General features: G+C 42.8%; 22 protein-coding genes and 1 tRNA gene. 9 read left to right on the top strand and 14 right to left on the bottom strand.

The genetic code is table 11. The annotated features are described in order from the left end of the window. Positions 1–67: 67 nt before the first annotated feature. The 3 genes from fdxA (at position 68) to ACNQO6_RS11580 (ending at position 2,043) form a co-directional block, all read left to right on the top strand. On the top strand, positions 68–397 hold the full coding sequence (gene fdxA / locus ACNQO6_RS11590) for a ferredoxin FdxA (RefSeq protein WP_004652744.1): 330 nt from the start codon (positions 68–70) through the stop codon (positions 395–397). 126 nt (positions 398–523) lie between these two features. After that, positions 524–1,237, top strand: coding sequence for a D-Ala-D-Ala carboxypeptidase family metallohydrolase (locus ACNQO6_RS11585; protein WP_005231517.1), 714 nt, complete (start codon positions 524–526; stop codon positions 1,235–1,237). A 137-nt stretch (positions 1,238–1,374) separates the two neighbouring features. Then, positions 1,375–2,043 carry an O-methyltransferase gene (locus ACNQO6_RS11580; RefSeq protein WP_005231518.1) on the top strand — a complete coding sequence of 223 codons (669 nt, stop codon included), beginning with the start codon at positions 1,375–1,377 and terminating at the stop codon, positions 2,041–2,043. A gap of 119 nt (positions 2,044–2,162) precedes the next feature. Here ACNQO6_RS11580 and ACNQO6_RS11575 read toward each other — a convergent pair whose 3' ends face one another. The 11 genes from ACNQO6_RS11575 to ACNQO6_RS11525 all read right to left on the bottom strand — a co-directional run bounded on the left by ACNQO6_RS11575 (position 2,163) and on the right by ACNQO6_RS11525 (position 12,985). After that, positions 2,163–3,005 (bottom strand): universal stress protein, encoded by an 843-nt coding sequence (locus tag ACNQO6_RS11575; protein ID WP_440209039.1) that lies wholly within the window; start codon positions 3,003–3,005, stop codon positions 2,163–2,165. A gap of 116 nt (positions 3,006–3,121) precedes the next feature. Further along, the gene (locus ACNQO6_RS11570) at positions 3,122–3,736 is read right to left on the bottom strand and encodes an acyltransferase (protein WP_440209038.1); all 615 of its coding nucleotides are present in this window, start codon (positions 3,734–3,736) and stop codon (positions 3,122–3,124) included. Next, positions 3,729–4,328 carry an IMPACT family protein gene (locus ACNQO6_RS11565; RefSeq protein ID WP_005231521.1) on the bottom strand — a complete coding sequence of 200 codons (600 nt, stop codon included), beginning with the start codon at positions 4,326–4,328 and terminating at the stop codon, positions 3,729–3,731. The genes ACNQO6_RS11570 and ACNQO6_RS11565 overlap by 8 nt, the downstream gene beginning before the upstream one ends. Before the next feature lie 94 nt (positions 4,329–4,422). Next, positions 4,423–5,613: an HlyD family type I secretion periplasmic adaptor subunit gene (locus tag ACNQO6_RS11560; RefSeq protein ID WP_343580227.1), complete on the bottom strand. Its 1,191-nt coding sequence runs from the start codon at positions 5,611–5,613 to the stop codon at positions 4,423–4,425. 24 nt (positions 5,614–5,637) lie between these two features. Beyond that, a complete protein-coding gene (locus ACNQO6_RS11555) occupies positions 5,638–7,761 on the bottom strand; it encodes a type I secretion system permease/ATPase (protein WP_032874433.1) in 2,124 nt (707 codons plus the stop codon). Next, positions 7,761–9,251: a TolC family protein gene (locus tag ACNQO6_RS11550; RefSeq protein WP_440209037.1), complete on the bottom strand. Its 1,491-nt coding sequence runs from the start codon at positions 9,249–9,251 to the stop codon at positions 7,761–7,763. The genes ACNQO6_RS11555 and ACNQO6_RS11550 overlap by 1 nt, the downstream gene beginning before the upstream one ends. A gap of 347 nt (positions 9,252–9,598) precedes the next feature. Next, positions 9,599–10,345: an LPS export ABC transporter ATP-binding protein gene (lptB, locus tag ACNQO6_RS11545; RefSeq protein ID WP_343580230.1), complete on the bottom strand. Its 747-nt coding sequence runs from the start codon at positions 10,343–10,345 to the stop codon at positions 9,599–9,601. After that, positions 10,345–10,893: a lipopolysaccharide transport periplasmic protein LptA gene (lptA, locus tag ACNQO6_RS11540; protein ID WP_440209036.1), complete on the bottom strand. Its 549-nt coding sequence runs from the start codon at positions 10,891–10,893 to the stop codon at positions 10,345–10,347. The genes lptB and lptA overlap by 1 nt, the downstream gene beginning before the upstream one ends. Continuing rightward, positions 10,877–11,425, bottom strand: coding sequence for an LPS export ABC transporter periplasmic protein LptC (gene lptC, locus ACNQO6_RS11535; protein WP_005231526.1), 549 nt, complete (start codon positions 11,423–11,425; stop codon positions 10,877–10,879). Before lptC ends, lptA begins: the two co-directional genes overlap by 17 nt. Positions 11,426–11,464: 39 nt before the next feature. Further along, positions 11,465–12,004, bottom strand: coding sequence for an HAD-IIIA family hydrolase (locus ACNQO6_RS11530; RefSeq protein ID WP_150951864.1), 540 nt, complete (start codon positions 12,002–12,004; stop codon positions 11,465–11,467). A 3-nt stretch (positions 12,005–12,007) separates the two neighbouring features. After that, positions 12,008–12,985: a KpsF/GutQ family sugar-phosphate isomerase gene (locus ACNQO6_RS11525; protein WP_440209035.1), complete on the bottom strand. Its 978-nt coding sequence runs from the start codon at positions 12,983–12,985 to the stop codon at positions 12,008–12,010. A gap of 374 nt (positions 12,986–13,359) precedes the next feature. Here ACNQO6_RS11525 and ACNQO6_RS11520 point away from each other — a divergent pair, with 374 nt between their 5' ends. The 3 genes from ACNQO6_RS11520 to ACNQO6_RS11510 all read left to right on the top strand — a co-directional run bounded on the left by ACNQO6_RS11520 (position 13,360) and on the right by ACNQO6_RS11510 (position 16,433). Next, on the top strand, positions 13,360–14,766 hold the full coding sequence (locus tag ACNQO6_RS11520) for a purine-cytosine permease family protein (RefSeq protein ID WP_440209034.1): 1,407 nt from the start codon (positions 13,360–13,362) through the stop codon (positions 14,764–14,766). 107 nt (positions 14,767–14,873) lie between these two features. Continuing rightward, positions 14,874–16,295 (top strand): cysteine--tRNA ligase, encoded by a 1,422-nt coding sequence (cysS, locus tag ACNQO6_RS11515; protein ID WP_440209033.1) that lies wholly within the window; start codon positions 14,874–14,876, stop codon positions 16,293–16,295. 62 nt (positions 16,296–16,357) lie between these two features. Further along, a tRNA-Gly gene (locus ACNQO6_RS11510) sits at positions 16,358–16,433 on the top strand. A 137-nt stretch (positions 16,434–16,570) separates the two neighbouring features. On the opposite strand, the gene ACNQO6_RS11505 is transcribed toward ACNQO6_RS11510, so the two are convergent. Together ACNQO6_RS11505 and ACNQO6_RS11500 are read right to left on the bottom strand one after the other, a co-directional pair. Then, positions 16,571–17,884, bottom strand: coding sequence for an MFS transporter (locus ACNQO6_RS11505; protein WP_396513755.1), 1,314 nt, complete (start codon positions 17,882–17,884; stop codon positions 16,571–16,573). A gap of 114 nt (positions 17,885–17,998) precedes the next feature. Further along, entirely contained in the window at positions 17,999–19,207 is a 1,209-nt protein-coding gene (locus tag ACNQO6_RS11500) for an alpha-hydroxy acid oxidase (protein WP_440209032.1), read from the bottom strand. Positions 19,208–19,305: 98 nt separating this feature from the next. On the opposite strand from ACNQO6_RS11500, the gene ACNQO6_RS11495 reads away from it, so the two are divergent. From ACNQO6_RS11495 to ACNQO6_RS11485, 3 genes are all read left to right on the top strand, one after another. Next, positions 19,306–20,220: a LysR family transcriptional regulator gene (locus tag ACNQO6_RS11495; RefSeq protein ID WP_440209031.1), complete on the top strand. Its 915-nt coding sequence runs from the start codon at positions 19,306–19,308 to the stop codon at positions 20,218–20,220. A gap of 263 nt (positions 20,221–20,483) precedes the next feature. After that, positions 20,484–20,609 (top strand): type B 50S ribosomal protein L36, encoded by a 126-nt coding sequence (gene ykgO / locus ACNQO6_RS11490; RefSeq protein WP_005231541.1) that lies wholly within the window; start codon positions 20,484–20,486, stop codon positions 20,607–20,609. Positions 20,610–20,720: 111 nt separating this feature from the next. Next, the gene (locus ACNQO6_RS11485; RefSeq protein WP_440209030.1) at positions 20,721–21,197 is read left to right on the top strand and encodes a copper resistance protein NlpE; all 477 of its coding nucleotides are present in this window, start codon (positions 20,721–20,723) and stop codon (positions 21,195–21,197) included. Between the two features lie 101 nt (positions 21,198–21,298). On the opposite strand, the gene tsf is transcribed toward ACNQO6_RS11485, so the two are convergent. Further along, positions 21,299–22,174, bottom strand: coding sequence for a translation elongation factor Ts (tsf, locus tag ACNQO6_RS11480; protein WP_005231543.1), 876 nt, complete (start codon positions 22,172–22,174; stop codon positions 21,299–21,301). Positions 22,175–22,297 lie beyond the last annotated feature (123 nt).

The following is a 22,297-nucleotide window of genomic DNA, read 5'->3' as shown; positions in this document are numbered from 1 at the left end:
CTATCGGTATTTTTTGCCTAAAATACGCTATTCAAAATGAAAACCATATTTTTAGGTAGCTGCCGCCATGACCTTTGTTGTCACCGAAAATTGTATTAAATGTAAATATCAAGATTGTGTGGAAGTTTGTCCAGTCGACTGCTTCTACGAAGGTCCAAACTTCCTGGTGATCAATCCCGATGAATGTATTGACTGTGCACTCTGTGAACCTGAATGTCCGGCAAATGCAATTTTCTCGGAAGATGAGTTACCAGAAGGCCAAGAAGTCTTTATCGAACTCAATGCTGAATTGTCTGAAAAATGGGCAGGTAATAACATCACTCAAATTGGTGAGCAACCTGCTGACCGTGAAGAGTGGAATGGCAAGCCAGACAAGCTGCAATATTTAGAAAAATAATGAAGAAAGGCCAGTTTTACTGGTCTTTTTTATACTTTAATCACACATTTCTTTGCAATTACCTCATTATTCATGCGCCATTTTGCATTAAAATAATACGCCAATCGATTATGAACTGCGCTTTTTATGATTCGAAATAAATTACAGGGTCTATTATCATTATTTGTCATCCCTGTGATGATGGTGGGTTGCTCAAGCTCAACCCCGAAGGTCAATCAAAACCAAGGTAAAAGAATTTATATTCCTCAAGAACAAGTCACTTTTACCCGCCCTGTTCCCAATAAAGTCGAACCTGCCTCCTATCGCCAATGGCTCGGTCAAGGCGACAATTATGCACGTGTCCGCGAATATGAACAGTTTTTAGCGCGTAATAATGTTGCGCATATTGTGCCAAGTTTTGAATTGTTACGTACGGCACGCGACTGGCAGAAATGTGGCCGTTCTGAATATATGGTGCCAAACCGTGAGTTATGGGGAAATGCCCTGCCAACCTTACGCGTTTTTAAATATCTGGTCGCAGCAAAAGTCTTAACCGATTTTGAAGTCACCTCGGTTTACCGCGATTTGCCATTGAACCAGTGTGCAGGCGGTGCAGGTTCATCCAAACATCTGTTTAACTCGGCTATTGATTTCCGCATCGGGCCTGAATATCCACAGCCTCAAGACTATGCCTTTATTGAACAGACCAAATTCAAGTTATGCCAGTTCTGGGCACAGCATGGACAAAGTCTGGACATCGGCGTTGGTTTATATAGTTCCGGACAGATTCATATTGATACACAAGGCTATCGTACCTGGGGCCCTGACTTGACCCGTAATAGCTCGATGTGTAATTTCTAACACATCTATATCCACTTAAAAAGAGATCAAACTGATCTCTTTTTTGTTTCATTGCACCAGATTAATTGAGCAATCAAATTGCACTCTGGTCATAAACGTTTAAAATGCAGCTAACAGATTCATAGGTAAACTTGATTATGCAACAGATGTGGACCGAGATTGATGACTATATCAATTCACATTTAATTCCCACAGACCCAAGACTTCAACATGCATTAGACAATACCGATACACAGGGTTTTTCTAATCATTTGGCTGTTGCACCGAATCAAGGCATGTTTTTGCAGATGCTGATCCAGATGAACCAATGCAAACGTGTACTGGAACTGGGCACCTTTGGCGCTTACAGTACCATTTGGCTCGCCAAGGCATTGCCGGAAGATGGTTATCTGCTTACCGTGGAAGGGCGCGATACCCATGTCGTTATCGCACAGGAAAATATTGATTTTGCCAATATGCCCACCACCATCGAGCTAAAAAAAGGCCGTGGTGCAGATATCATGAATCAGTTGATTGCTGAAGGTAGCCAACCGTTTGACTTGATTTTTATTGATGCGGACAAGCAAAGTTATCCTGAGTATTTTGAGCTAAGTTTAAAACTGGCTCATTCAGGCACCATTATCGTGCTGGATAACGTGATTCGTGCCGGGGATATTCTAGATCCGAATAACAAGAAGCCGAGTATTGAAGGGATTCGTGAAGCATTCACGGCGTTGAAAGACCATCCTCAACTATTATCTTGCACTGCATTACAAACGGTCGGCTCAAAAGGTCATGATGGCTTTGCAATTGCCATCGTAAAATAAAGATTAAAAAACAACCTATTTAATTTAGTTGTGTAATATCAACAAATTATATTTATCTCTTATGCTTTTCCATACAGTTATCCACAGGAATTGCGGATAACTATATGGAAAGAAATGAATCACTTAGCGACAAGTAAAGGCACATTGGCATTCCGGAAGATCGTGGTGGTAATACTTCCCAGGAAGAACTGATGAATTTTACTGTGGCTAAATGCCCCGAGTACAATCAGCTGAATATCGTGTTCCTTTTGATATTCAAGAATATTTTGGGCTACATCACCATAACGGTACACGGATACCACCTCTAAACCGGCATCGGTTAAGTACTTCTCAGGCTCTGCCAGCATCTCCGGATGATCACCGACATAAAGCAGATGACATTGCAACAGTTTCAACAGATCACTTTTTGCAATCCGTTGCAACATTTTCTGGCAAGTTGGGGAATATTCATAGGCAAAGATAAAACGTTTTGGTGGCTGAAAATGCTCGCCTACCGTAATCACGGTACAGTTTGCACCACGGATAAAGTTTTCAACATTGCTCCCAATCGGTTTGTTTTTCTCAGCCGCACGCTCACCCACCCGTCCAATAATGACGATATCGTTTTCATTAAGCAGGTTAAAACTTTGTTCAAGAAAATCGCCTTTTTCCTGAATCTCGGTGCTGGTCAGGCCGTACTGTTTTTCAATTAATTCAGAGATATGCTTCAGCAAGTTATTACTATAATCCAGTGCAAGCTCACTTTGCTTCTGTTCTAGCTCTGCCAGCTCTTTCAGCAACATGGCATTACTTTCAAAACCAATCACTCCGCTGATTTCACCTAAATGATAGCTCGCTGGGTAATAGTCCAGAATTTGCAACAGTACCAATTCTCTTTGTGTCTGTTTGGCTACCCATACAGCCGCCTCAGCCACAGCATCAATGCAGGGTGAAGAATCGATACATGCAATTACACGGTTCATTTTCGCCTCTCTTTAGGTACATACCTTAGGTCTTCTACTTGTTTTTAACTTAACATAGATAAAAGTGAGGAAGGTTAAATTTATGTATCGAATCTCAGATGCTTTTTAATAAATTTTTACTTATTGCGATAACGGATTATTTTTGCTGGATTCCCTGCCACAATTGCGTAATCGTCTACATTTTTAGTGACCATACTGTTCATGCCGACTACCGCATGATCTCCGATTTTAATCCCGTCCTTAATCCCCACATGTGCGCCGAGCCAGACATCACGTCCAACTTCAATTCCTTTAGAGCTAACAGGCTGTTGGTAAATGGCACGATCCATTTCCATACCATGATCAAAGGCATATAAATGACTATAGGCTGCGATTCTAACCTGATCATGTAATCTAATCCCTGCACGTCCCCCATCCAGAATACAGTGATGGTTAATGGCGACTTCATTGCCGATCTCTAATGGGCCATGCAAGGTACAATCCGCAGCGATAAAAGTATTATCTCCAATCGAAATCTTGCGACCACGTTCAGCAAAAATATGTGCCAATGGAGAAATGAAGCAGTTCTTACCGATTTCCACCGTCTCCATCTCCATGAGATAGGCCTGATATTCAGCTTGCCATGCTTCTGCCCATTCACGATGTTTCGGCTTGAGTGTCCAATACAGCCACGGCATATAATTAAGGCGCTGTTTATGCTGCTCTCGGTATTTTAATAAAGGATCATTCATTGTCTTGCTCCTCAACCAATACCAATTGCTCTCGACCTCTAGTGACATCTTGGAGTTTTAACCTTAATGGCTCAAGCTGATGCACTTGCAGTCGAGCCTGAACCGTAACACCGGTATCGGTATAAGCTTCCTGATACTCAATCTGTTGCTGCATCAATTCGTACTGCATAATGGCCCATTCATTGAACAGACATGCAAAACGTATTTCTTTCTTTTCAATCAGTTCAATTTTTTCTGCCAATAATAAGCACTGGCCTGCGCAACCACCATAGGCGCGTACCAAGCCCCCCGTCCCCAGTTTTATACCGCCATACCAGCGATTGACCAGCACAATCACATTGGTCAGTTCATTACCTTCAATGGTTGCAAGTATTGGGCGACCTGCCGTACCCGAAGGCTCGCCATCATCATTAAAACGGACATGATGCCCAATTTTCCATGCCCAGCATTGATGTGTGGTTGAAGTATCTTTGTACTGTTCCAGAAAATCTTTAACCTGCTGTTCATTTTCAACAACAGCCGCAATCGCCTGGAAACGACTTTTTTTAATGTCTTCTTCAAAAGTTACCGTACTGGCAATGGTAAATGGCATAAAAAACAAGATAAAAACTGAAAAACAGATTATAGCCGCTTCACTGGCAAATAAAAAACCTCGCCTGAAGCGAGGTTTTCTCAATCCGCATCACTTAGCGTTCGCGTAATGCTTCCTTGGCTTTATTAAACGGTTTGAGCAGGTAATCCATAATGGTTTTTTGACCGGTACGAATATCGACTGTCGCCACCATCCCCGGGGTAATACTGAAGGCTTTGCCCGCCTTGTTATAGAGTCGATCCGAATCGGTCCGGATATAGACACGATAATAGAACTGATCCTGTTTCACTTCATCACGAATGGTATCTGGAGAAATGATGGTAACTTTCCCATCCAGACCACCGTAAATAGAGTAATCATAAGCCGTAATCTTGACCAGAGCCTCTTGTCCTGGACGAATGAAAGCAATATCTCGCGGTGAAATACGAGCTTCGATCAGCAATTTATCTTCCAGTGGGACAATCGTCATCAATTTACCATTTTGCGGAATCACCCCGCCTAAAGTAGTGACATCAATTTCTTTGACCACACCCCGTACTGGCGCTTTGAATACCGCACGTTGCAAGCTGTCAGCACGTCCATTCACCACCTGTTGTTGGGTCTGAATGTCAGTATTGGCCTTGGAAAGTTCTTCTCGCGCTTTGACATAGTATTCGTTACGGGTGTCATTGATCTTATTATTCAGATCATTGGCTTCACGTTTTAAGCGCAACACTTCAACTTCACTGGCTGCACCTTTGGCCACTAATGGTTCGGTCATGGCCAGTTCTTGTCGTACCAGCTTGGCCGCCTGTTCATAACCTGCGATGGATTGCTCCAGATTTTCACGGCGTGAATAATAAAGTGCAGTTTCCTCTTGAACCAGCTTAGGACTTTTCTTGACTTCCTCAGGAAAGGTCAGTGGCGTACCATTCACTTCGGCACGTAAACGTGCTGCGGTTGCCTGTGCCGAAATCAGTAATGACTGCGACTCCCCCACATTCGACGCCAACCGTGTCGGATCAAGTTGAGCAAGAATCTGCCCCTTTTCAACCACATCCCCTTCATTCACATCAAGCTTGGTTAAAATCCCACCTTCAAGTGACTGAATGATCTGTTCTTTTGAAGATGGAATGACTTTGCCTGTCCCCGTAGAAACTTCTTCTAAATTAAACAACCAGGCCCAGATCAAGAGTACAAGTAAACCTATCCCAATCATCCAAACAACGAGTGTCGAACGAGGTAACTTAGGTTCCTTGTAAGTTACATTCATCGGACGGCTACTCGTTTTTTGTTCTTCACTCATAAATTTGCCTCTATGCTCTAAGTATTAAACTATTTTTTGTTTTATTGCTGATTGTTGTAAGACTTGTTCCACCGGTCCATCCATCACGATTTTGCCTTCATTCATGACAATAATCCGGTCAACCAGTTCCAGAACGGCACGACGATGAGTCGCCACCACTAGAGTTCGATAACCGAGCCAGTTTCTTAAATGGTCAATAAGCTGCTTCTCGGCGACATCATCAATGGCTGCCGTTGGCTCATCCAGCAACAAGATATTCGGTTGACGGATCAATAGACGTGCCAACAATAACGCTTGTCGTTGTCCCCCGGAAAAACCGACGCCACCTTCTAACACCAGATGATCGAGTCCTTCTTTTTTCTCATGCACAAAGCTCAATGCACCAGTTACTTTCAGTGCTTTTAAAATGTCTTCATCGCGTGCCAGTGGTGCGCCTAACGTCAGGTTTTCACGGATCGTGCCATAGAATAAGTGTGCATTCTGATTGAGTAAGCCCATGTCACGACGGACATCGGACGGATCAATCAGGCTAATATCCAGATCATCTAGATGAACCGAACCTGCATTCGGAAATTGCATGGCAGATAAAATCTGGAGCAGTGTCGATTTGCCTGCACCATTACGCCCGAGAATGGCAATACGCTCACCCGCCCGGATCTTCAAATGTGGAATAGACAGACTTGGTCGTGGATCATCTTCGGAATACTGGAATACGACTTTCTTCAGCTCGTAGTCGCCGTGTAGCACTTCTTTATGTACCAGATGAGCCTGATCTGCCTGATCCACTGGCTTTTTCATTAACTCATCCAGACCTTTTTTAGCCACTTTGGCTTGTTGTAAACGTCCCAGAATCCCTGTGATTTGCGAAATCGGTGCCAGCATACGAGAAGACAAAATCGAACAGGCCACCAATGCACCTGTTGTCATATCACCTTTCATCACCGCAAAACAGCCCACCAGAATTACTGCTGCATAGGTCAAGCCCTGAATCTTTTGTGTCCATGCCGTGAGTACACCGACAATTTTACGTTGCTGCATACTAATATCGGCAGACACCTCATTCATGTGATTCCACTGGTTCTGGAAACGCGACTCCGCACGTAATAGCTTGATATCTTCAATACCTTGCACGGCTTCAACCAGAATCGCATTACGAATGGAGGATTCGCGCATCCCTTCTTGTGCCAGTTGCGCCAGTTTCTTTTGTGCCAAGATCGCAGGCAAAATCATTAAAGGCACGACCAGTAGCATGACCCAAAATAAATTTCCGCCAATCAGCGCAAAAATAACCAGGAATAAGAAGAAAAATGGTAAATCTGCAATTGCGCCCATTGTGGTCGAAGTGACCAGCTCACGCACACCTTCCAGTTCCCGAATCTGGGAAATAAAAGTACCGGTAGATTTAGAACGTTCACTATTTTTGATACGCAATGCATGACCGAATACGCGGTCAGAGACCCTTAAATCAGCACGTTTTCCAATAATATCCGAGATGTAAATACGTGAAAGACGTAGCACAAACTCGAAAATTGCGGCGATGAGTACGCCAGCTGCCAGCACCCATAGCGTCGGAATGGATTGTGAAGGGACCACCCGATCATAGACCTGCATGGAGAAAATAATGGTCGCCAATGCCAGAATATTGGCAATCATTGAGGCCAGCATGATATCGATATAGCGCTTCCAGTCTTGCAAGGCAATCGACCAGAACCAGCTCGGTTGATAAGGCTTGATATATTCATCAACACGCGCATCAGGAACCGACTGCTCAGGGCGCAGCACATAGACATTTTTAATGATGTGTCTCAATGCGCCAACCGCAAATTTTTGCGAAAGGCCCTGATCACCACTCAGCTGAATACTGACATGACCGGTACCATCAGCCTTATCAATCACACCGACCTGTCCATCGGCCAATTCGACCAGTACAGGTAAACGCCAAGGGTTAATCACTTCATTGGTAAAAGCAACTTTGCGCAAGTTCAGGCCAATCTGGCGGCTGATCAGCACCAGAACCTCATCCAGATTCTGGTTTTGATTCCAGTCCAGTTGTAAGCGAATCCGTTCTTCAGATGGTTCAATCCGGTAATGCTTGGCGATGGTTAATATTGCTTGTAACCAGGGCTGATAATTTATTTTTGTAGTAATCATGGTTGTACCTCAAACCCTTGTATATTTAAATTATTGAGGTCATAGGCCTGACGAGAACGTCCTGTCGCAGCAATATATTGTGCAATGCTACTGTAAATATCATAACGTGCTGTTTCAGCCTCTGAGTTCGCACTATGAATCGCTTGTTCTGCATTTAACAAATCGACTAAAGTTCGTGTTCCCAACTTATATTGTTCTTGATAAAGCTCTCTTGTACGTATTGTTGTTGCTTGTTGTCCTGCCAAGACCTGCATCTGGCGTTGTTTATTTTCAATTTGTTCACGACTGGTCCGAATCTGGTCCAGCACTTTGAGATAGACCGCATTGACCTGTGCTCTCGCTGCCTCTTCAGCATAACTGGCGGCCTTGGTTCTTGAGGAGGTTGCTCCCCCTTGGTAGAACTGACTGCTGGCTTCGAGCATGATGGCACTATCAAAACCACCCTCTTTATCATTACCCGGGTTGCGTCCGTGTAAAGCCTGACTCAGTTCTCCTTTTACCGATAGTGTCGGATAATTACTCACCTGTGTCTGTAATTTTTGATTACGCGCCACTTCAATGCCTGCCTGTGCAGCGATCATTTGCGGAATGGTGTTGAACTGTGGCGTAGCATATAAATCTGATTGTTTTACAAAATCGTCAGGAATTGCCCACTGCACATTGCGGGTATCAAAACCGAGCAAAGTATAAAGATGTTGCTGATACTGACTGAGTAAAGATTGCTGAGCAATCATCGCCGACTGTGCAGATTGTAAATAAGACTGGGCCTGAATCGGGTCAGCCTGACTACTGATCCCGGCATTGGCACGCAGATTCGCCATTTCCTGAATCCGCTTAATCCCTGCGATCTGCTGATTCGCAATCCGGATAAGGGTTTGATAACGCTGAATATTGATAATTGTTTGTGCAACATCCAAAGAGATATCGTCAATTTTCACCAGCACATTGGCTTGCCCAACCACAACCTTGGCCTTTTCTACATTGACGCCCGATTTAACCTTGCCGAAATCATAAAGCATCTGGGTTGCACTCAAGGTGAGTAATTGCTGTCCCCGTGTACTTTTTTTACCTAAGTCTCCCGTACTGACGCCACCACCGATCTGCGGATAATAGCCCGATTTTGCCACATCGATATTGGCATTCTGGGACGCCAATGCTGCGACCCCTTGTGCAATATCCGGATTACGCTGTACCGCAACCTGAACAGCATCTTTCAATACTTTCCGTTGATTCTGCCAAAATGCACTTGCAACTGCTGTCTCTTGTGGACGTCCTGATCCGACAACAGGTAAATCACTACCCAGTGAAGAATCGACAGAGAAGTTACTCAATTTTTGCATTTGCGCAACTTTAAACTCATCACTACTTTGCGGAACAAACAGCCGGGACAGATTGTTCTTTAAAGTGTGATACTGTTCACTAGGTGTGGTTGCATGTGTCATTGGTACAGATAGCGTTGCTGCATATAGTAACCACTTAAAACTCATACTTCTTTTCCATGATCCATTATTCACTTTTATATCGTTCTTTAAGTTCATATTTTTTCGTATTGTTATCATTTCAGCATTTTCATTTTAATCATTTTTTTACATAAAACACTATGTTCTAAACACGTTTTCACACATTTATAAGTGTTTATTTTTGTAAAACAGTTCTCATTTTTATAAAATATGCCAAACTAATTAAAAAAATAAAATAAATATTTATCAGCCAATTAGAACAAAACCTTGCTTATTCCCAACCAAGAAAGTAGGGATTTATCAATTTCAATGATATAGGCACATAAAAAAAAGAACCTTCCGGTTCTTTCTTCATCTACAGCTTTCGTTCAGTTTTAAACCACGAAATCATCACCTAAATAGACTTTACGTACCTGTTCATTATCCAGAATCTCTTGTGGCGTCCCCTCTGCAATTACAGCCCCTTCACTGACGATATAGGCTTTTTCACAAATCGCCAGCGTTTCGCGGACGTTATGATCAGTAATGAGTACGCCAATCCCACGATCCTTCAGCGTCTGGATAATATCTTTAATATCACCCACTGAAATCGGGTCGACCCCTGCAAAAGGCTCATCCAGCAACATAAACTTCGGATCAGCAGCGAGTGCACGCGCAATTTCAGCACGGCGGCGTTCACCACCAGAAACACTCATACCCAGTGAGTCTTTAATATGGGTAATTTTAAAATCACTTAACAATTCGTTCAGACGTTGCTGGCGTTGCTGTTTGTTCAAATCTTTACGCGTTTCTAAAATCGCCATAATATTTTCAGAAATGGTTAATTTCCTGAAAATGGAGGCTTCTTGCGGTAAATAGCCGATGCCTTTACGTGCACGCTCATGCATCGCAAGATCAGACATGTCGAGATCATCTAAATGAATCTCACCTTTATCCATACGTACAAGCCCAACAACCATATAGAAGCTGGTGGTCTTCCCTGCACCATTTGGGCCAAGCAGACCAACAATCTGTCCACTCTGCATGGTAAAAGACACATCCTTTACCACCCAACGTTTACTATAATTTTTCGCTAAATGTTTGATACATAAAGTCTGTGGTTGCTGCACTGCCTGTTCCATTAATCACGTGCCCCTGGGAAGCTTTTAGAGCTTGATGGTGGAATAATGATTTGCACACGGTTACTTGATGAACCTTGAGCCTCGACATCGCCTTTGTTCATACTATATTTCAGGCTATTACCACGAATACTTGATCCATCCTGATAGAGGTAAGCATTTCCCGTTAGGGTGATAATCCCGGTATCAGCGTTATATACGATGTTTTGGGCTTCGCCACGTGCCAGACCTTTGTTGGCATCCATTTGTTGCTGGAACTTTGCAGGTCGTCCCTTTGCCGTAATGGTTTGAATCTCTTTACGGCTATTCAGATTTGCAACCAGTGAATCTGCCTGCAATTTCATGGTGCCCTGCTCGATCACGACATTACCAGTATAGGTGGTTACACCAGACTTATCGTTATAGGTTGCGCGATCCGCAACCAGTGAAAGCTGTTGATTGCGGTCTGACGGCAAGGCAAAGCTTGTGCTTGCAGATAATGCAACCACAGCCACACAGCCGACTTGTTTCAGGAAAGTGAGACGAGATTTAGAATTAAGAGCTTGGCGCATACTTTCCTCGAATTTTGTAAAATTCATATTGACCATTATTCATATTAGCCTTGAGACCTTGACTCACAAACTCAGCCGTTGGTGATTGAACGGTGACCTGATGTTGTGTTTCGAGTTCTCTTGTTTTCGGGTAACCTGTGAGCTCATCGGTATGAAACTCCATTTTACCCTGATCGGACAATTTCGTCGCAACGACATTACCAAGCAAGACAACTTTAGTGTTGTCATCATAGCCATTTGCCTGTTTTGCGTAAAAGGTTGCGTCTGCTTTGCCCTGTTTGTACATCACTGCATTCAGTTGATCCAGCTGAGAGGTTTTAAGTTGCATATTTTGCTGCAACTGCTTCACTTCAGCACGAATATATAAATTACCCTGCTCATCAGTTTGTGTTAAGTGAACACCCTGTGCGGAATAAGTCATATTCTTGGCTGAATCAACATCCAGCTTTTTTGCCTTGCCACTGTAATAATAATAGCCGCCGCTCACCGCAGCGACTGCAACAGCAACAACATATAAAACTTTGGTATCCATAAACTGGGTTACCTAACCTTTGAGCAAATCAACACTATATTAATGTGGTACAGCAAGATATTTTTCAAGCAGTTCTTGGTAAACACCTTTTGCCATCAACAACATATCACAGACTTCCCGGACAGCCCCACGACCACCCATCGCCTGCGTCACCAGATTGGCACGACGACGCACTTCTTCATGACCATTTGGAACTGTGACTTTCATTCCGGCAATTGCAAATGCAGATAAATCCGGCCAGTCATCCCCCATATAGATACAGTCTTCAGGTAATAAGCCTAACTGGGTACATGCTTCACGCAAAGCAGTTCCCTTATCTTCACGCCCCTGATACACCAGATCGACACCAAGATCAGACATGCGTTTTTCAACGATATGGCTTTTCCGGCCCGTGATAATAATCACTTTCATACCCGCTTGCTGGACCAGTTTCATGCCCAGACCATCACGAATATCAAATGATTTAATTTCATCACCCGAGTTAGTTAAGGTCACAAAGCCATCGCTTAAGATTCCATCCACATCAAGCACAAGTGCCTGTAAATGACGTGCTTGTTCTTGTAAAGCATAAGATGCCATGGCTTAATTTACTCCCGCCTGAATAAGGTCATGCATACTGATCACACCAATCACTTTTTTTGCGTCATCCACCACCACAAACTGGTTAATTTTTCTCTCATGCATTTTTTCCAATGCTTCCACCGCACGGGCTTCCTGAGAAATGGTGAACGGATTTTTAGTCATCACTTCAGAAACCGCAAGATTGACATCAAAACCTTGTTGCTGGTCAATCATGCGACGCAAGTCACCATCAGTGAAAATACCCAATAAGGTGTCATGCTCATCAACAATAGTAGTTAAACCAAGACGCTTATCCGAGATTTCATAGAGCACTTTATTCATCGGTGTATCTGGACGTACTTTTGGTAATTCTGTACCGGTATGCATGAGATGCTTCACATGCAACAGCAAACGTTTCCCCAATGCGCCTGCCGGATGCGAACGCGCAAAGTCATCTGCGGTAAAGCCACGTGCTTCCAGTAGCGCAACCGCCAAAGCATCACCGAGTACCAATGTGGCAGTTGTACTTGAGGTTGGTGCCAATCCTAGAGGGCACGCTTCATCAGCAGCGCCCAGTGTTAATGCAACATCTGCATTTTGTGGCATTGGCCCTTTATCATCACGGCTAATCGTGATTAGTGGCACGCCTAAATGCTTGATCAGTGGCATCAACATCATGATTTCATCACTCTTGCCCGAATTTGAAATCGCAATAAGTACATCGCCACGCACCAGCATGCCCAGATCGCCATGCCCCGCTTCACCTGGGTGCATAAAAAATGAAGGTGTACCTGTCGATGCAAAGGTTGCCGCCATTTTACGACCGATATGACCCGATTTCCCCATCCCCGTGATGACCACACGACCTTGGCATTGCAATAATATTTCACATGCACGATCAAAATGTTGATTAATCTGGGTGGCGAGCACTTCAATCGCTTGCTGCTCAATACGCAAGGTTTCTATTGCGCTTTTCTGGAAATTTATGGCGTGTGACATATGAGCTTGACTCAAAATAATACTCAATCTACCAATCGGCAGATGATTTTAATCAAAAGAATGAAGGCGATTCTAACATAACTGTGAATTCTGCACGTTTCTAAATGTATAAGTTTTCATGAAAAATGGAGAGACTTCTGGCAGCGCTCTTCCCTTGCCTCGTGCTATTCAATTTAAAACTTCAGCCTTATGCATCTATATAGAAACCTTGGCTAAATCAAAAATCTGGGAATTACCTTTTTTAACACAAATAAAATTGCTCACATATAACTCAAGTTGTATATACATATTCATATCATTATATACATGCATGTATTTTAATACCGCATGTATTTTTAGCGACAAGCAGTGCTCCAAGGATAAGGCGTATAACAATGAGCTCATTGGATGAGAGAGAAAAACATCAATTTATTGAAAATCGCAGTATTGATTTCATTCCCGAACAAGAAAGACATGGCAGTGTTTTTGGGCAATTTACTTTATGGTTCGGCGCCAATTTACAAATCACGGCAATCGTTACCGGTGCTTTGGCTGTGGTCCTTGGTGGAGATGTTTTCTGGTCGATTATTGGTTTATTGATTGGACAGTGCTTCGGTGCCATCGTGATGGCATTGCATGCAGCTCAAGGCCCTAAACTCGGCCTTCCACAAATGATCTCAAGCCGTGTTCAATTTGGTGTATATGGTGCCTGTATTCCAATTTTCTTGGTTTGCCTCATGTATATCGGTTTTACAGCCACGGGGGAAGTCCTTGCAGGTAAAGCGATTGCGCAACTTATTCACGTCAGCAATAGCACTGGAATTTTAATCTATGCCGCGTTTATTGTGATCTTTACCACCATTGGCTATCGTTTAATTCACTGGGTTGGAAAGGTTGCAAGTATTATCGGGCTGATTGCCTTTGTCATCATTTTGACTCAAATTTTAACTCATTCAAACATTTCAGAGTTAATTGCTGTTCAAAAATTTAGCTGGTCCTCATTTTTACTCGCGATTTCCCTTTCTGCTTCATGGCAAATCTCATTCGGTCCTTATGTTGCTGATTATTCAAGATATCTACCATCAAACACCTCCTCCAGCCGTGTCTTTCTCGCTGTTGGCCTAGGTTCGCTGCTCAGTTCACAAATCTCCATGACCTTAGGTGTATTGATTGCACAAATCTCACAAGGTGGCTTTGTTGGAAATGAAGTGCAATATGTTGTGGGAATGAATGCAGCTGCACTGATCATCACTTTCCTCTATTTCAGTATTGCCTTTGGTAAAGTAACCCTGTCCACCCTGAATGCCTATGGTTGTTTTATGTGTATTGCAACCATTTGGAATAGTTTCAAACCTGAATATCACATTTCAAGAATGACTCGTTTAGGTGTGGTACTGGCTATGGTTGCCATTTCCACCATCATCGCAATTCTGGGTGAACATACTTTTTTAAATACCTTTAAAGCATTCATTCTGTTCTTGCTCACCTTCTTCATTCCCTGGAGCGCAATCAACCTTGTAGACTACTATTTTATCTCTAAAGAACAATGTGATGTCGCGGCACTCTACGACCCGGATGGAAAATATGGTCGCTGGAATCGAATCGGCATTGGTTGTTATGTCATGGGCGTGTTATTACAACTTCCCTTTATTCATAGCAAGGTTTATACAGGTCACATCGCGACCATGCTAGGTAATGTGGATATCTCCTGGCTGGTGGGTATCTTGGCAACTGCTATGATCTACTATTATTTTGCCAAAAAAGCCCAACTTCGAACGATCCGTCAAATCCGCTTTGAATAAAGAAAATATTGCAAACTAAAGCCATCTTTTTTCTGCCGATAACTTTATGAAATATGGTGCATACGTTATGATGAATAACGATTTTTGTAGAGTGTTTGAAAACCCTTATGCAACCTTTTGTTCTATATAACTCTGAGCAACGTAAAAAAGTTGAATTTGTCCCCCGCAAAGAAGGTCAAATCGATATGTATGTCTGTGGTATGACGGTTTACGATTACTGTCATATCGGGCACGCTCGGGTTATGGTTGCATTTGACTACATCATTCGTTTCTTACGTAGCCAAGGCTGGAAAGTTCGCTATATTCGCAACATTACCGACATTGATGACAAGATCATTGCGCGTGCCAACGAAAATGGTGAAAGCATTCAGCAGCTCACAGCACGTTTTATCGATGCCATGAATGAAGATGCAGCCAACCTAGGCTGTGCGGCACCAGATGAAGCACCCAAAGCAACTGAATATATTGATCAGATGCAAAGCATGATTAACACCTTGGTTGATAAAGGTGCTGCTTACCCTTCCAGCAATGGCGATGTTTATTTTGAAGTCAGCAAATTCGACAAATACGGTCGTCTATCTGGCCGTAAACTGGAAGACATGCAAGCGGGTGCATCTGAACGTGTGGATGTCGAAGTTGAAAAGAAACATCCCTTTGACTTTGTGCTGTGGAAACATGCCAAGGAAAATGAACCTGCGTGGGCTTCGCCTTGGGGCAATGGCCGTCCAGGCTGGCATATTGAATGTTCTGCGATGTCGACTTGCTGCCTGGGCAATCATTTCGATATTCATGGTGGGGGTTCAGATCTCATGTTCCCGCATCATGAAAACGAAATCGCACAAAGTGAAGCCTCAACTGGCGAACAATATGTGAATTACTGGATGCATGTCGGTTTCATCAATGTCGATGGTGAGAAAATGTCTAAGTCTTTAGGCAACTTCTTTACCATTCGTGATGTGATGGAGAAGTTTCATCCAGAAGTGATTCGCTACTTCATTGTGTCGTCGCATTATCGCAGTCCAGTTAACTTCTCTGATGTGGCCTTAAAAGAAGCAAAAACAGCACTTAGCCGTTTCTATCATTCTTTCAAAGCCTATCAGCAAGTCTATGGTCAAAAAACGATTGAGACTTTAGAACAGAACTTTGTTGAACGCTTTAACAATGCAATGTGCGATGATTTCAATACTGCTGAAGCAATGGCGGTCCTGTTTGAACTCAACAAAGAACTCAACCGTGCGGTGAAAGAAGAGCAAGCGGAGCAGGCAACGGCTCTTTACTCTACCCTGCGTCATTTAACTGATATTCTGGGTCTGGTTCAGCATAATGTAGATGAGTTCCTGAAATCGGATATTGGTCAGGAAGCCTTAAGCCTCTCTGATGCTGATATTGAAGACTTCATTCAACAACGTGTTGACGCGAAAAAAGCCAAGGATTTTGCGAAAGCTGATGGCATCCGCCAGTCTTTACTTGATCAGGGTGTAGTTTTGGAAGATACACGCCAAGGCACAATCTGGCGACGTGCTGATTAATTCAACACTTAGCATTATAGAGAGTTGACAGTTGAATGAAACTCTCTATAATGCGTCCTATTGCGGGAATAGCTCAGTTGGTAGAGCATAACCTTGCCAAGGTTGGGGTCGCGAGTTCGAGTCTCGTTTCCCGCTCCAAATTCAAAAAAGCCCTTATCGAAAGATAAGGGCTTTTTTATTGATATATTTAAATGCCCAACCCCATAACAAACACTGTTTAAAACTTTTTACTTCACCGTCCTTATTCAGGTTTCAACAGAGCTTTGGGCCAGAAATTAATTTTTATGTTTAGAGAACCGGTAACCCTGATCACATAACGCAGCAACCACAACAAAGACTGCTGCAGTAATTAAAATCATGATGACACTGGCTGTTGAATGTGTTGGCGATGCTGCAACCATGCTCAACGCACCTAATGGAGCCAAACCACCCGCAATAGCCGTACCAATTTCTCGGCTAGAACTCACGCCAGTAGAGCGATTCTCCACTGAAAATTGTCGGCATAAAAATGAGCTCTGCGAAGCAAACATCATGGGTGCCAAAATACCGGTTCCTATCGCAATTGCCACATAGATAAAGATATCCTGACCTGTCTCCAGTAATTTCATAAATGGATATGCAAATAATAGTGATAAAAGCCCTCCTAAGATCAGAACTTTTTTACTACTCCAGTAATCGCATAGCCACCCAAACAATGGCACAGTGACAATGGCAACCAAACTGGCAATGGTAATCGACAAGGAAGTAACATGAGCTGTTACCCCTTTAAACTGTGTCAAATAAGCCAATGAGAAGGTTTTAAAAATATAGCTGAGCGCGTTATATCCAATTGCGACAATCAAAACCACCAAGATGCCTTTTAGATTCGCCTTCAGTAAACTTTTAAAAGGATTTTCAGTTCTAATTTCTGAATCATCATTAATTTTTTGCTCAAAATCTGGCGTTTCAGGTAAATTTTTTCTGACCCAAATTCCGACAAGCACTAATACAAAGCTGAGTAAAAATGGAATACGCCAACCGCCATTTAATAAAAACTCATCCCCGTTTAAAGTGAGTAGGAAAATAGTGAGTGAGGATAATAATAAGCCTAAATTCAGACCCAATGCTGGCCAGGCGCCCTGACGACCACGTTTTTCATCTGATGCATGCTCATAGGAGGTAATTGCCGCTCCGGCAAACTCAGCTCCTGCACCAAGCCCTTGAATAATCCGGAAAAAAACTAACAAGATCGGCGCCCAAATCCCAATCGTGTCATAACCAGGAATTAAGCCGATAAAAACGGTACATAAGCCCATAAGCAAAAAGGTAATATAAAGCATTTTCTTACGACCATAACGATCGCCAAAAAAACCAAAAAATATACCGCCAAATGGTCGGGCAATAAATCCGATTGCAAAGGTTGCAAAGGCCGCAATCGCCGCTGTACTCGGATCAGATTTATCAAAAAAAACTTTACTAAAAACAATAGAGGCCATCGTGGCATACAAGTAGAAGTCGTACCATTCCAACATTGAACCCACAATGGTCGCTGTTGCCACTTTCTTTAGGCGTTTGGCTTTTTCTTGTTCTGTCTCATAAACATTTTGCATATTGATAATCCTTTATTTAAGGCACATGACCCCTATCGCCTATAGTTTCCATCTATAAGACAGGTCATCATTCAAGCGGATAATTAAAAGTAAAAAGACGGGCTAATCTGGAGATCAACAATGGATAAGCATATCGGGATTCAGCTCATCACAACGATTAACACCTAACATTGCCATATTGCGATCGACTTCATCACGTAACAAGTTAATCGCATGCTCAACCCCTGCATCCCCTGCCACAGCGGCTGCATAATTAAAAGGTCGTCCAACGAAGACCATCTTTGCTCCTAATGCGATGGCTTTGAGCACATCTGAACCCCGTCTAAAACCACTATCAATCATGACCGGATAATCTGAACCTAATGCCTGAACCACATCTGGTAAAATTCGCATCGGTGAAGTGGCACCATCCAGCTGACGACCACCGTGATTAGATAAAATGATGCCATCTGCCCCCATGTCTTTTGCAAGACGGGCATCTTTAACACTGAGCACGCCTTTAATCACCAAATTTCCTTGCCAATACTCGCGGATCTGCTTGAAATGTTCCCAGTTCAAATGATCTCTGGCAGAAAAATCACGAAGCACATTTGCAGATAAGATCGGCGCACCTCTTGTTGCAAAGGAATTTTCAAAATGAGGCATTCCGTGCTGCATCAATGTCCGGCAGAAAGTCCCAAATAACCAGGAAAGGCGGGTCAGCCCATCCCAAGCCAACCGTAAACTTGGACGCAGGGGCGTCGAAAAACCTGTACGCACATTATTTTCACGATTGGCAGAAACAGGGATATCTACCGTGATCACCAAGGTCTGAAAACCCGCATGCTTTACCCGCTCCAGCAAGGCCAAAATACGTGCGGTATCCCCAGGAAGATAAGCTTGAAACCATGTATCTGGTGCAGCTTTTGCTACAGTTTCCAATGGAATCAAGGATGAACCACTCATAATTGAAACAATATTGGCAGCCTGTGCAGCCCGTGCTAACACCACATCTCCCCGATAAGTTGACAATGCATTTAAGCCCATGGGTGCGATGCCAAACGGAGCGTGATAGGTCTTTCCAAACAGTTCTACTTTTTGATCTCGCCGAGAAACATCTGTCAAGACCTGCGTGATAAAACGATAATCTTTAAAAACTGTACGATTATCCTGCAGGCTCGTATTATCTTCTGCCGCGCCAGCAATATAACCAAAGATCGGTCGAGGGAGTTTTCGACGTGCTTTTGCCTCAAAATCTTGTAAACATAAAATATCGTCCAGAATTTTAGGCTGGTGCTTAGAATGCATCGCTCCTGCCTGAATATTTTGCTTATTTACGTCCATACATCGCTCATCCATATTCCACTATCTACTTTATAGTGATAGAGCAACATAAAGAAAAGCGATATTATTTAAACAAGGTTATTCGGAAAAATCGAACAATGTCATCTCCGACCATCAAGCAATTGGAAGCTTTTTACTGGGCTGCGACATGTGATAATTTTGCAATCGCAGCACAACGCCTGCATATCTCTGTTTCATCGTTATCACAAAGGATTCATGAGTTAGAATGTATTTTAGATCATCAACTTTTTGATCGGCGTGGGCATCGTGCCGTTTTAACCGAGGACGGAGAGCGTCTTTTAAGCATGGCCAGCAATGTGCTTGAAGCCGTCATCACCCTACAAACCACCTTTACGAACCAACAGAAAGGCTTGAATGGAAGACTAAAGTTTGGTGTGGGTGAATTATCCGCACTGACCTGGTTACCTAAATTTATTGCCATTGCCCAGAAACAGCATCCCCTATTACATCTAGAACCCTATGTAGATGTAGGTGCAGTGCTTGAACAGAAACTGGATGCAGGCGAGCTCGATTTTGCCATCATGGCGGGCCGGTCTTCTAAAAGCAGTATTCTCTCTCAGTCCATTACCAAAGCTGATTTTGTATGGATGATCGCCGAGCCTTTACTCGCTCAGGACTCACCCCAAGATTTAATCAGTCTATTAACTCAACATACACTGGTTACCCTACCCGCTGGTGCGGGAACAACCCGTATTCTGGATGACTGGCTATTAAGCCAGAATATTCATGAAATTAAACGTATTACCTGTAATAACTGGAGTGCTGTTGCCGGCATGATTCGAGAAGGTGTTGGGATTGGTTTTTTACCCAAAGGCTGGATGGAAAATGGTGCAGATTCCACACTGATTCAACTTGAAAGTCATCCTCCACTCCCTTCACTGCATTATGCTTTTCAGTGGAGACGTGGCGATATTCGAAATATTATTCCAACCATGCAAATATTAGTACGTGAACACATCAATTTTTCGCTAAGACCAAATGATATTTTATAACACCTGTTATCGTCTCCAAATTAAGGATAAGAATTCAATATAGATGTTCTCAATTTATCTATAGCAATTTAAAAACAGCTAGTCCCCTTGCCAAACTTGGAGACGCGAGTTCATGCCTTGCTCTAAATTCAAAAAGCCCGTATTAAACGATAAGGGCTTTTTATTTCTAACGTCCCGTCATTTAGGCTTTCAACCATAAGACAAACTTTACAACATAAACTTAATGCAATATTATAACATTACATTAAATCTAGAGAACCACAATGAAAGTCTGTTCATCCCTTAAAAGTGCAAAACGCCGTAGTGCTGATTGTCAGATTGTAAAGCGTCGTGGCAAGCTATTTGTAATCTGCAAATCAAATCCACGCTTCAAGGCAAGACAAGGTTAAGCTTGTCTTGCTTTACCAAAGGTTAAACAACCCTTACATTCCCTTACTTCCATTTCTTTTTAAAATCTAATAACTTGGGTATCAATACTTTCGAATAAGGTTATATCCAAGATGAAAAAATCAATTATTGCCATTTCTCTAGCATCGGTTTTCCTTGTAGCCTGTAACAAGGCAGAAACACCAAAAACTGATGAACAAACCCCACCAGCAGCAACCACAACAGAAACAACGCATGAAGCTGTTGACAGTGCACACACAGCTGAAAACTCACTCGACTGGGATGGTACCTATAAGGGTGTCCTTCCATGCGCTGACTGTGAAGGTATTGAGACTGAGCTTGAACTGAATCAAGACAAGACCTATGAATTGAAAGAAAAATATTTAGGCAAAGGTGATGGTAAAGCCTTCGAAACCAAAGGTAGCTTCGCCTTTGATAGCAAAAATACCTCAGTCATCACATTGGATAAAGCCGGTGATGGCCGTAAATATTTCGTTGCTGAAGGTTACCTGAAAGCTTTAGATACCGAAGGTAAAGAAATTACAGGTGAATTGGCAAGCAAATACGAGCTTAAAAAAGAAGCTGAATAAGCCTTAAATGATATAAAAAAGTCCATTTGCTGAAGTGGGCTTTTTAATAGACAATAAAAAAAACCCAGTCAAAATGACCGGGTTTTTTTAGAAGATACGAATTACTTCGCAGCAGCTTGAGCAGCAGCAACTTCTTCTGCAAAGCTCATTTCAGCTTTCTTCTCAATACCTTCACCCACTTCGAAACGAACGAATTGAGCGACAACAGTACCAGTCGCTTTCAATACATCAGCAACTTTCTTGTCATTGTCAATAACATACATTTGACGATCAAGAGCAACTTCGTTCAAGTATTTTTCAACTGAACCAGTTACCATTTTCTCAACGATGTTCGCTGGTTTACCAGATTCTAATGCTTTCGCTTCAGCAATTTCTTTCTCTTTAGCGATCAAGTCAGCTGGAACAGCTTCTGCATTTACCGCAACTGGGTTGAATGCAGCAACGTGCATTGCAATACCTTTACCAGTATCAGCATCACCTGTGTAAGAAACAACAACACCGATTTTTAAACCGTGCTTGTAAACAGCCAAGTTTTCGCCTTCAACGATTTGAGCACGACGAACCTGGATGTTTTCACCGATTTTTTGAACAAGTGCAACACGCGCTTCTTCTACAGTTGAACCGTCTTCAAGTTTAAGTTCAGCAATTTTCGCAGCATCAGTTTCATTTGCAGCAAGTGCAGCAGCAGCAACTTTGTCAGAGAAGTTTTTGAAGTTTTCGTCTTTTGCAACGAAGTCAGTTTGACAGTTAACTTCAACAAGAATTGCTTTGTTACCGTCTTGGAGGATCGTGATCGCGCCATCAGCAGCAATGTTACCTGCTTTTTTAGCAGCTTTTGCTTGACCTGATTTACGAAGGTTATCAATCGCAAGTTCGACGTCACCACCAGCTTCTGTTAATGCTTTTTTGCATTCCATCATTGCAAGACCAGTACGGTCACGTAATTCTTTTACCATGCTTGCAGTAATTGCAGTCATGTTGTTCTCCTAAAATCGGTAGAAAATAAATCTGTTCAACAAAAACGGCCCAAAGAATCTCTGGGCCGTTTGCAATCTCGACGCTTTAATTTGCCACCATTACATGTCGCAAAAATGACAAGC

The organism is Acinetobacter calcoaceticus (assembly GCF_051947995.1).
GTDB lineage: Bacteria > Pseudomonadota > Gammaproteobacteria > Pseudomonadales > Moraxellaceae > Acinetobacter.
The sequence above is the reverse complement of the archived record's forward strand: the minus strand, read 5'-3'. Positions and strand labels throughout refer to the sequence as shown.

Bases quoted from the DNA above. Each gene is read 5' to 3' on its own strand.
- fdxA (WP_004652744.1), top strand. From the start codon at position 68: ATGACCTTTGTTGTCACCGAAAATTGTATTAAATGTAAATATCAAGAT.
- ACNQO6_RS11585 (WP_005231517.1), top strand. From the start codon at position 524: ATGATTCGAAATAAATTACAGGGTCTATTATCATTATTTGTCATCCCT.
- ACNQO6_RS11580 (WP_005231518.1), top strand. From the start codon at position 1,375: ATGCAACAGATGTGGACCGAGATTGATGACTATATCAATTCACATTTA.
- ACNQO6_RS11575 (WP_440209039.1), bottom strand. From the start codon at position 3,005: ATGAACCGTGTAATTGCATGTATCGATTCTTCACCCTGCATTGATGCT.
- ACNQO6_RS11570 (WP_440209038.1), bottom strand. From the start codon at position 3,736: ATGAATGATCCTTTATTAAAATACCGAGAGCAGCATAAACAGCGCCTT.
- ACNQO6_RS11565 (WP_005231521.1), bottom strand. From the start codon at position 4,328: ATGCCATTTACCATTGCCAGTACGGTAACTTTTGAAGAAGACATTAAA.
- ACNQO6_RS11560 (WP_343580227.1), bottom strand. From the start codon at position 5,613: ATGAGTGAAGAACAAAAAACGAGTAGCCGTCCGATGAATGTAACTTAC.
- ACNQO6_RS11550 (WP_440209037.1), bottom strand. From the start codon at position 9,251: ATGAGTTTTAAGTGGTTACTATATGCAGCAACGCTATCTGTACCAATG.
- lptB (WP_343580230.1), bottom strand. From the start codon at position 10,345: ATGGAACAGGCAGTGCAGCAACCACAGACTTTATGTATCAAACATTTA.
- lptA (WP_440209036.1), bottom strand. From the start codon at position 10,893: ATGCGCCAAGCTCTTAATTCTAAATCTCGTCTCACTTTCCTGAAACAA.
- lptC (WP_005231526.1), bottom strand. From the start codon at position 11,425: ATGGATACCAAAGTTTTATATGTTGTTGCTGTTGCAGTCGCTGCGGTG.
- ACNQO6_RS11530 (WP_150951864.1), bottom strand. From the start codon at position 12,004: ATGGCATCTTATGCTTTACAAGAACAAGCACGTCATTTACAGGCACTT.
- ACNQO6_RS11525 (WP_440209035.1), bottom strand. From the start codon at position 12,985: ATGTCACACGCCATAAATTTCCAGAAAAGCGCAATAGAAACCTTGCGT.
- ACNQO6_RS11520 (WP_440209034.1), top strand. From the start codon at position 13,360: ATGAGCTCATTGGATGAGAGAGAAAAACATCAATTTATTGAAAATCGC.
- cysS (WP_440209033.1), top strand. From the start codon at position 14,874: ATGCAACCTTTTGTTCTATATAACTCTGAGCAACGTAAAAAAGTTGAA.
- ACNQO6_RS11505 (WP_396513755.1), bottom strand. From the start codon at position 17,884: ATGCAAAATGTTTATGAGACAGAACAAGAAAAAGCCAAACGCCTAAAG.
- ACNQO6_RS11500 (WP_440209032.1), bottom strand. From the start codon at position 19,207: ATGGACGTAAATAAGCAAAATATTCAGGCAGGAGCGATGCATTCTAAG.
- ACNQO6_RS11495 (WP_440209031.1), top strand. From the start codon at position 19,306: ATGTCATCTCCGACCATCAAGCAATTGGAAGCTTTTTACTGGGCTGCG.
- ykgO (WP_005231541.1), top strand. From the start codon at position 20,484: ATGAAAGTCTGTTCATCCCTTAAAAGTGCAAAACGCCGTAGTGCTGAT.
- ACNQO6_RS11485 (WP_440209030.1), top strand. From the start codon at position 20,721: ATGAAAAAATCAATTATTGCCATTTCTCTAGCATCGGTTTTCCTTGTA.
- tsf (WP_005231543.1), bottom strand. From the start codon at position 22,174: ATGACTGCAATTACTGCAAGCATGGTAAAAGAATTACGTGACCGTACT.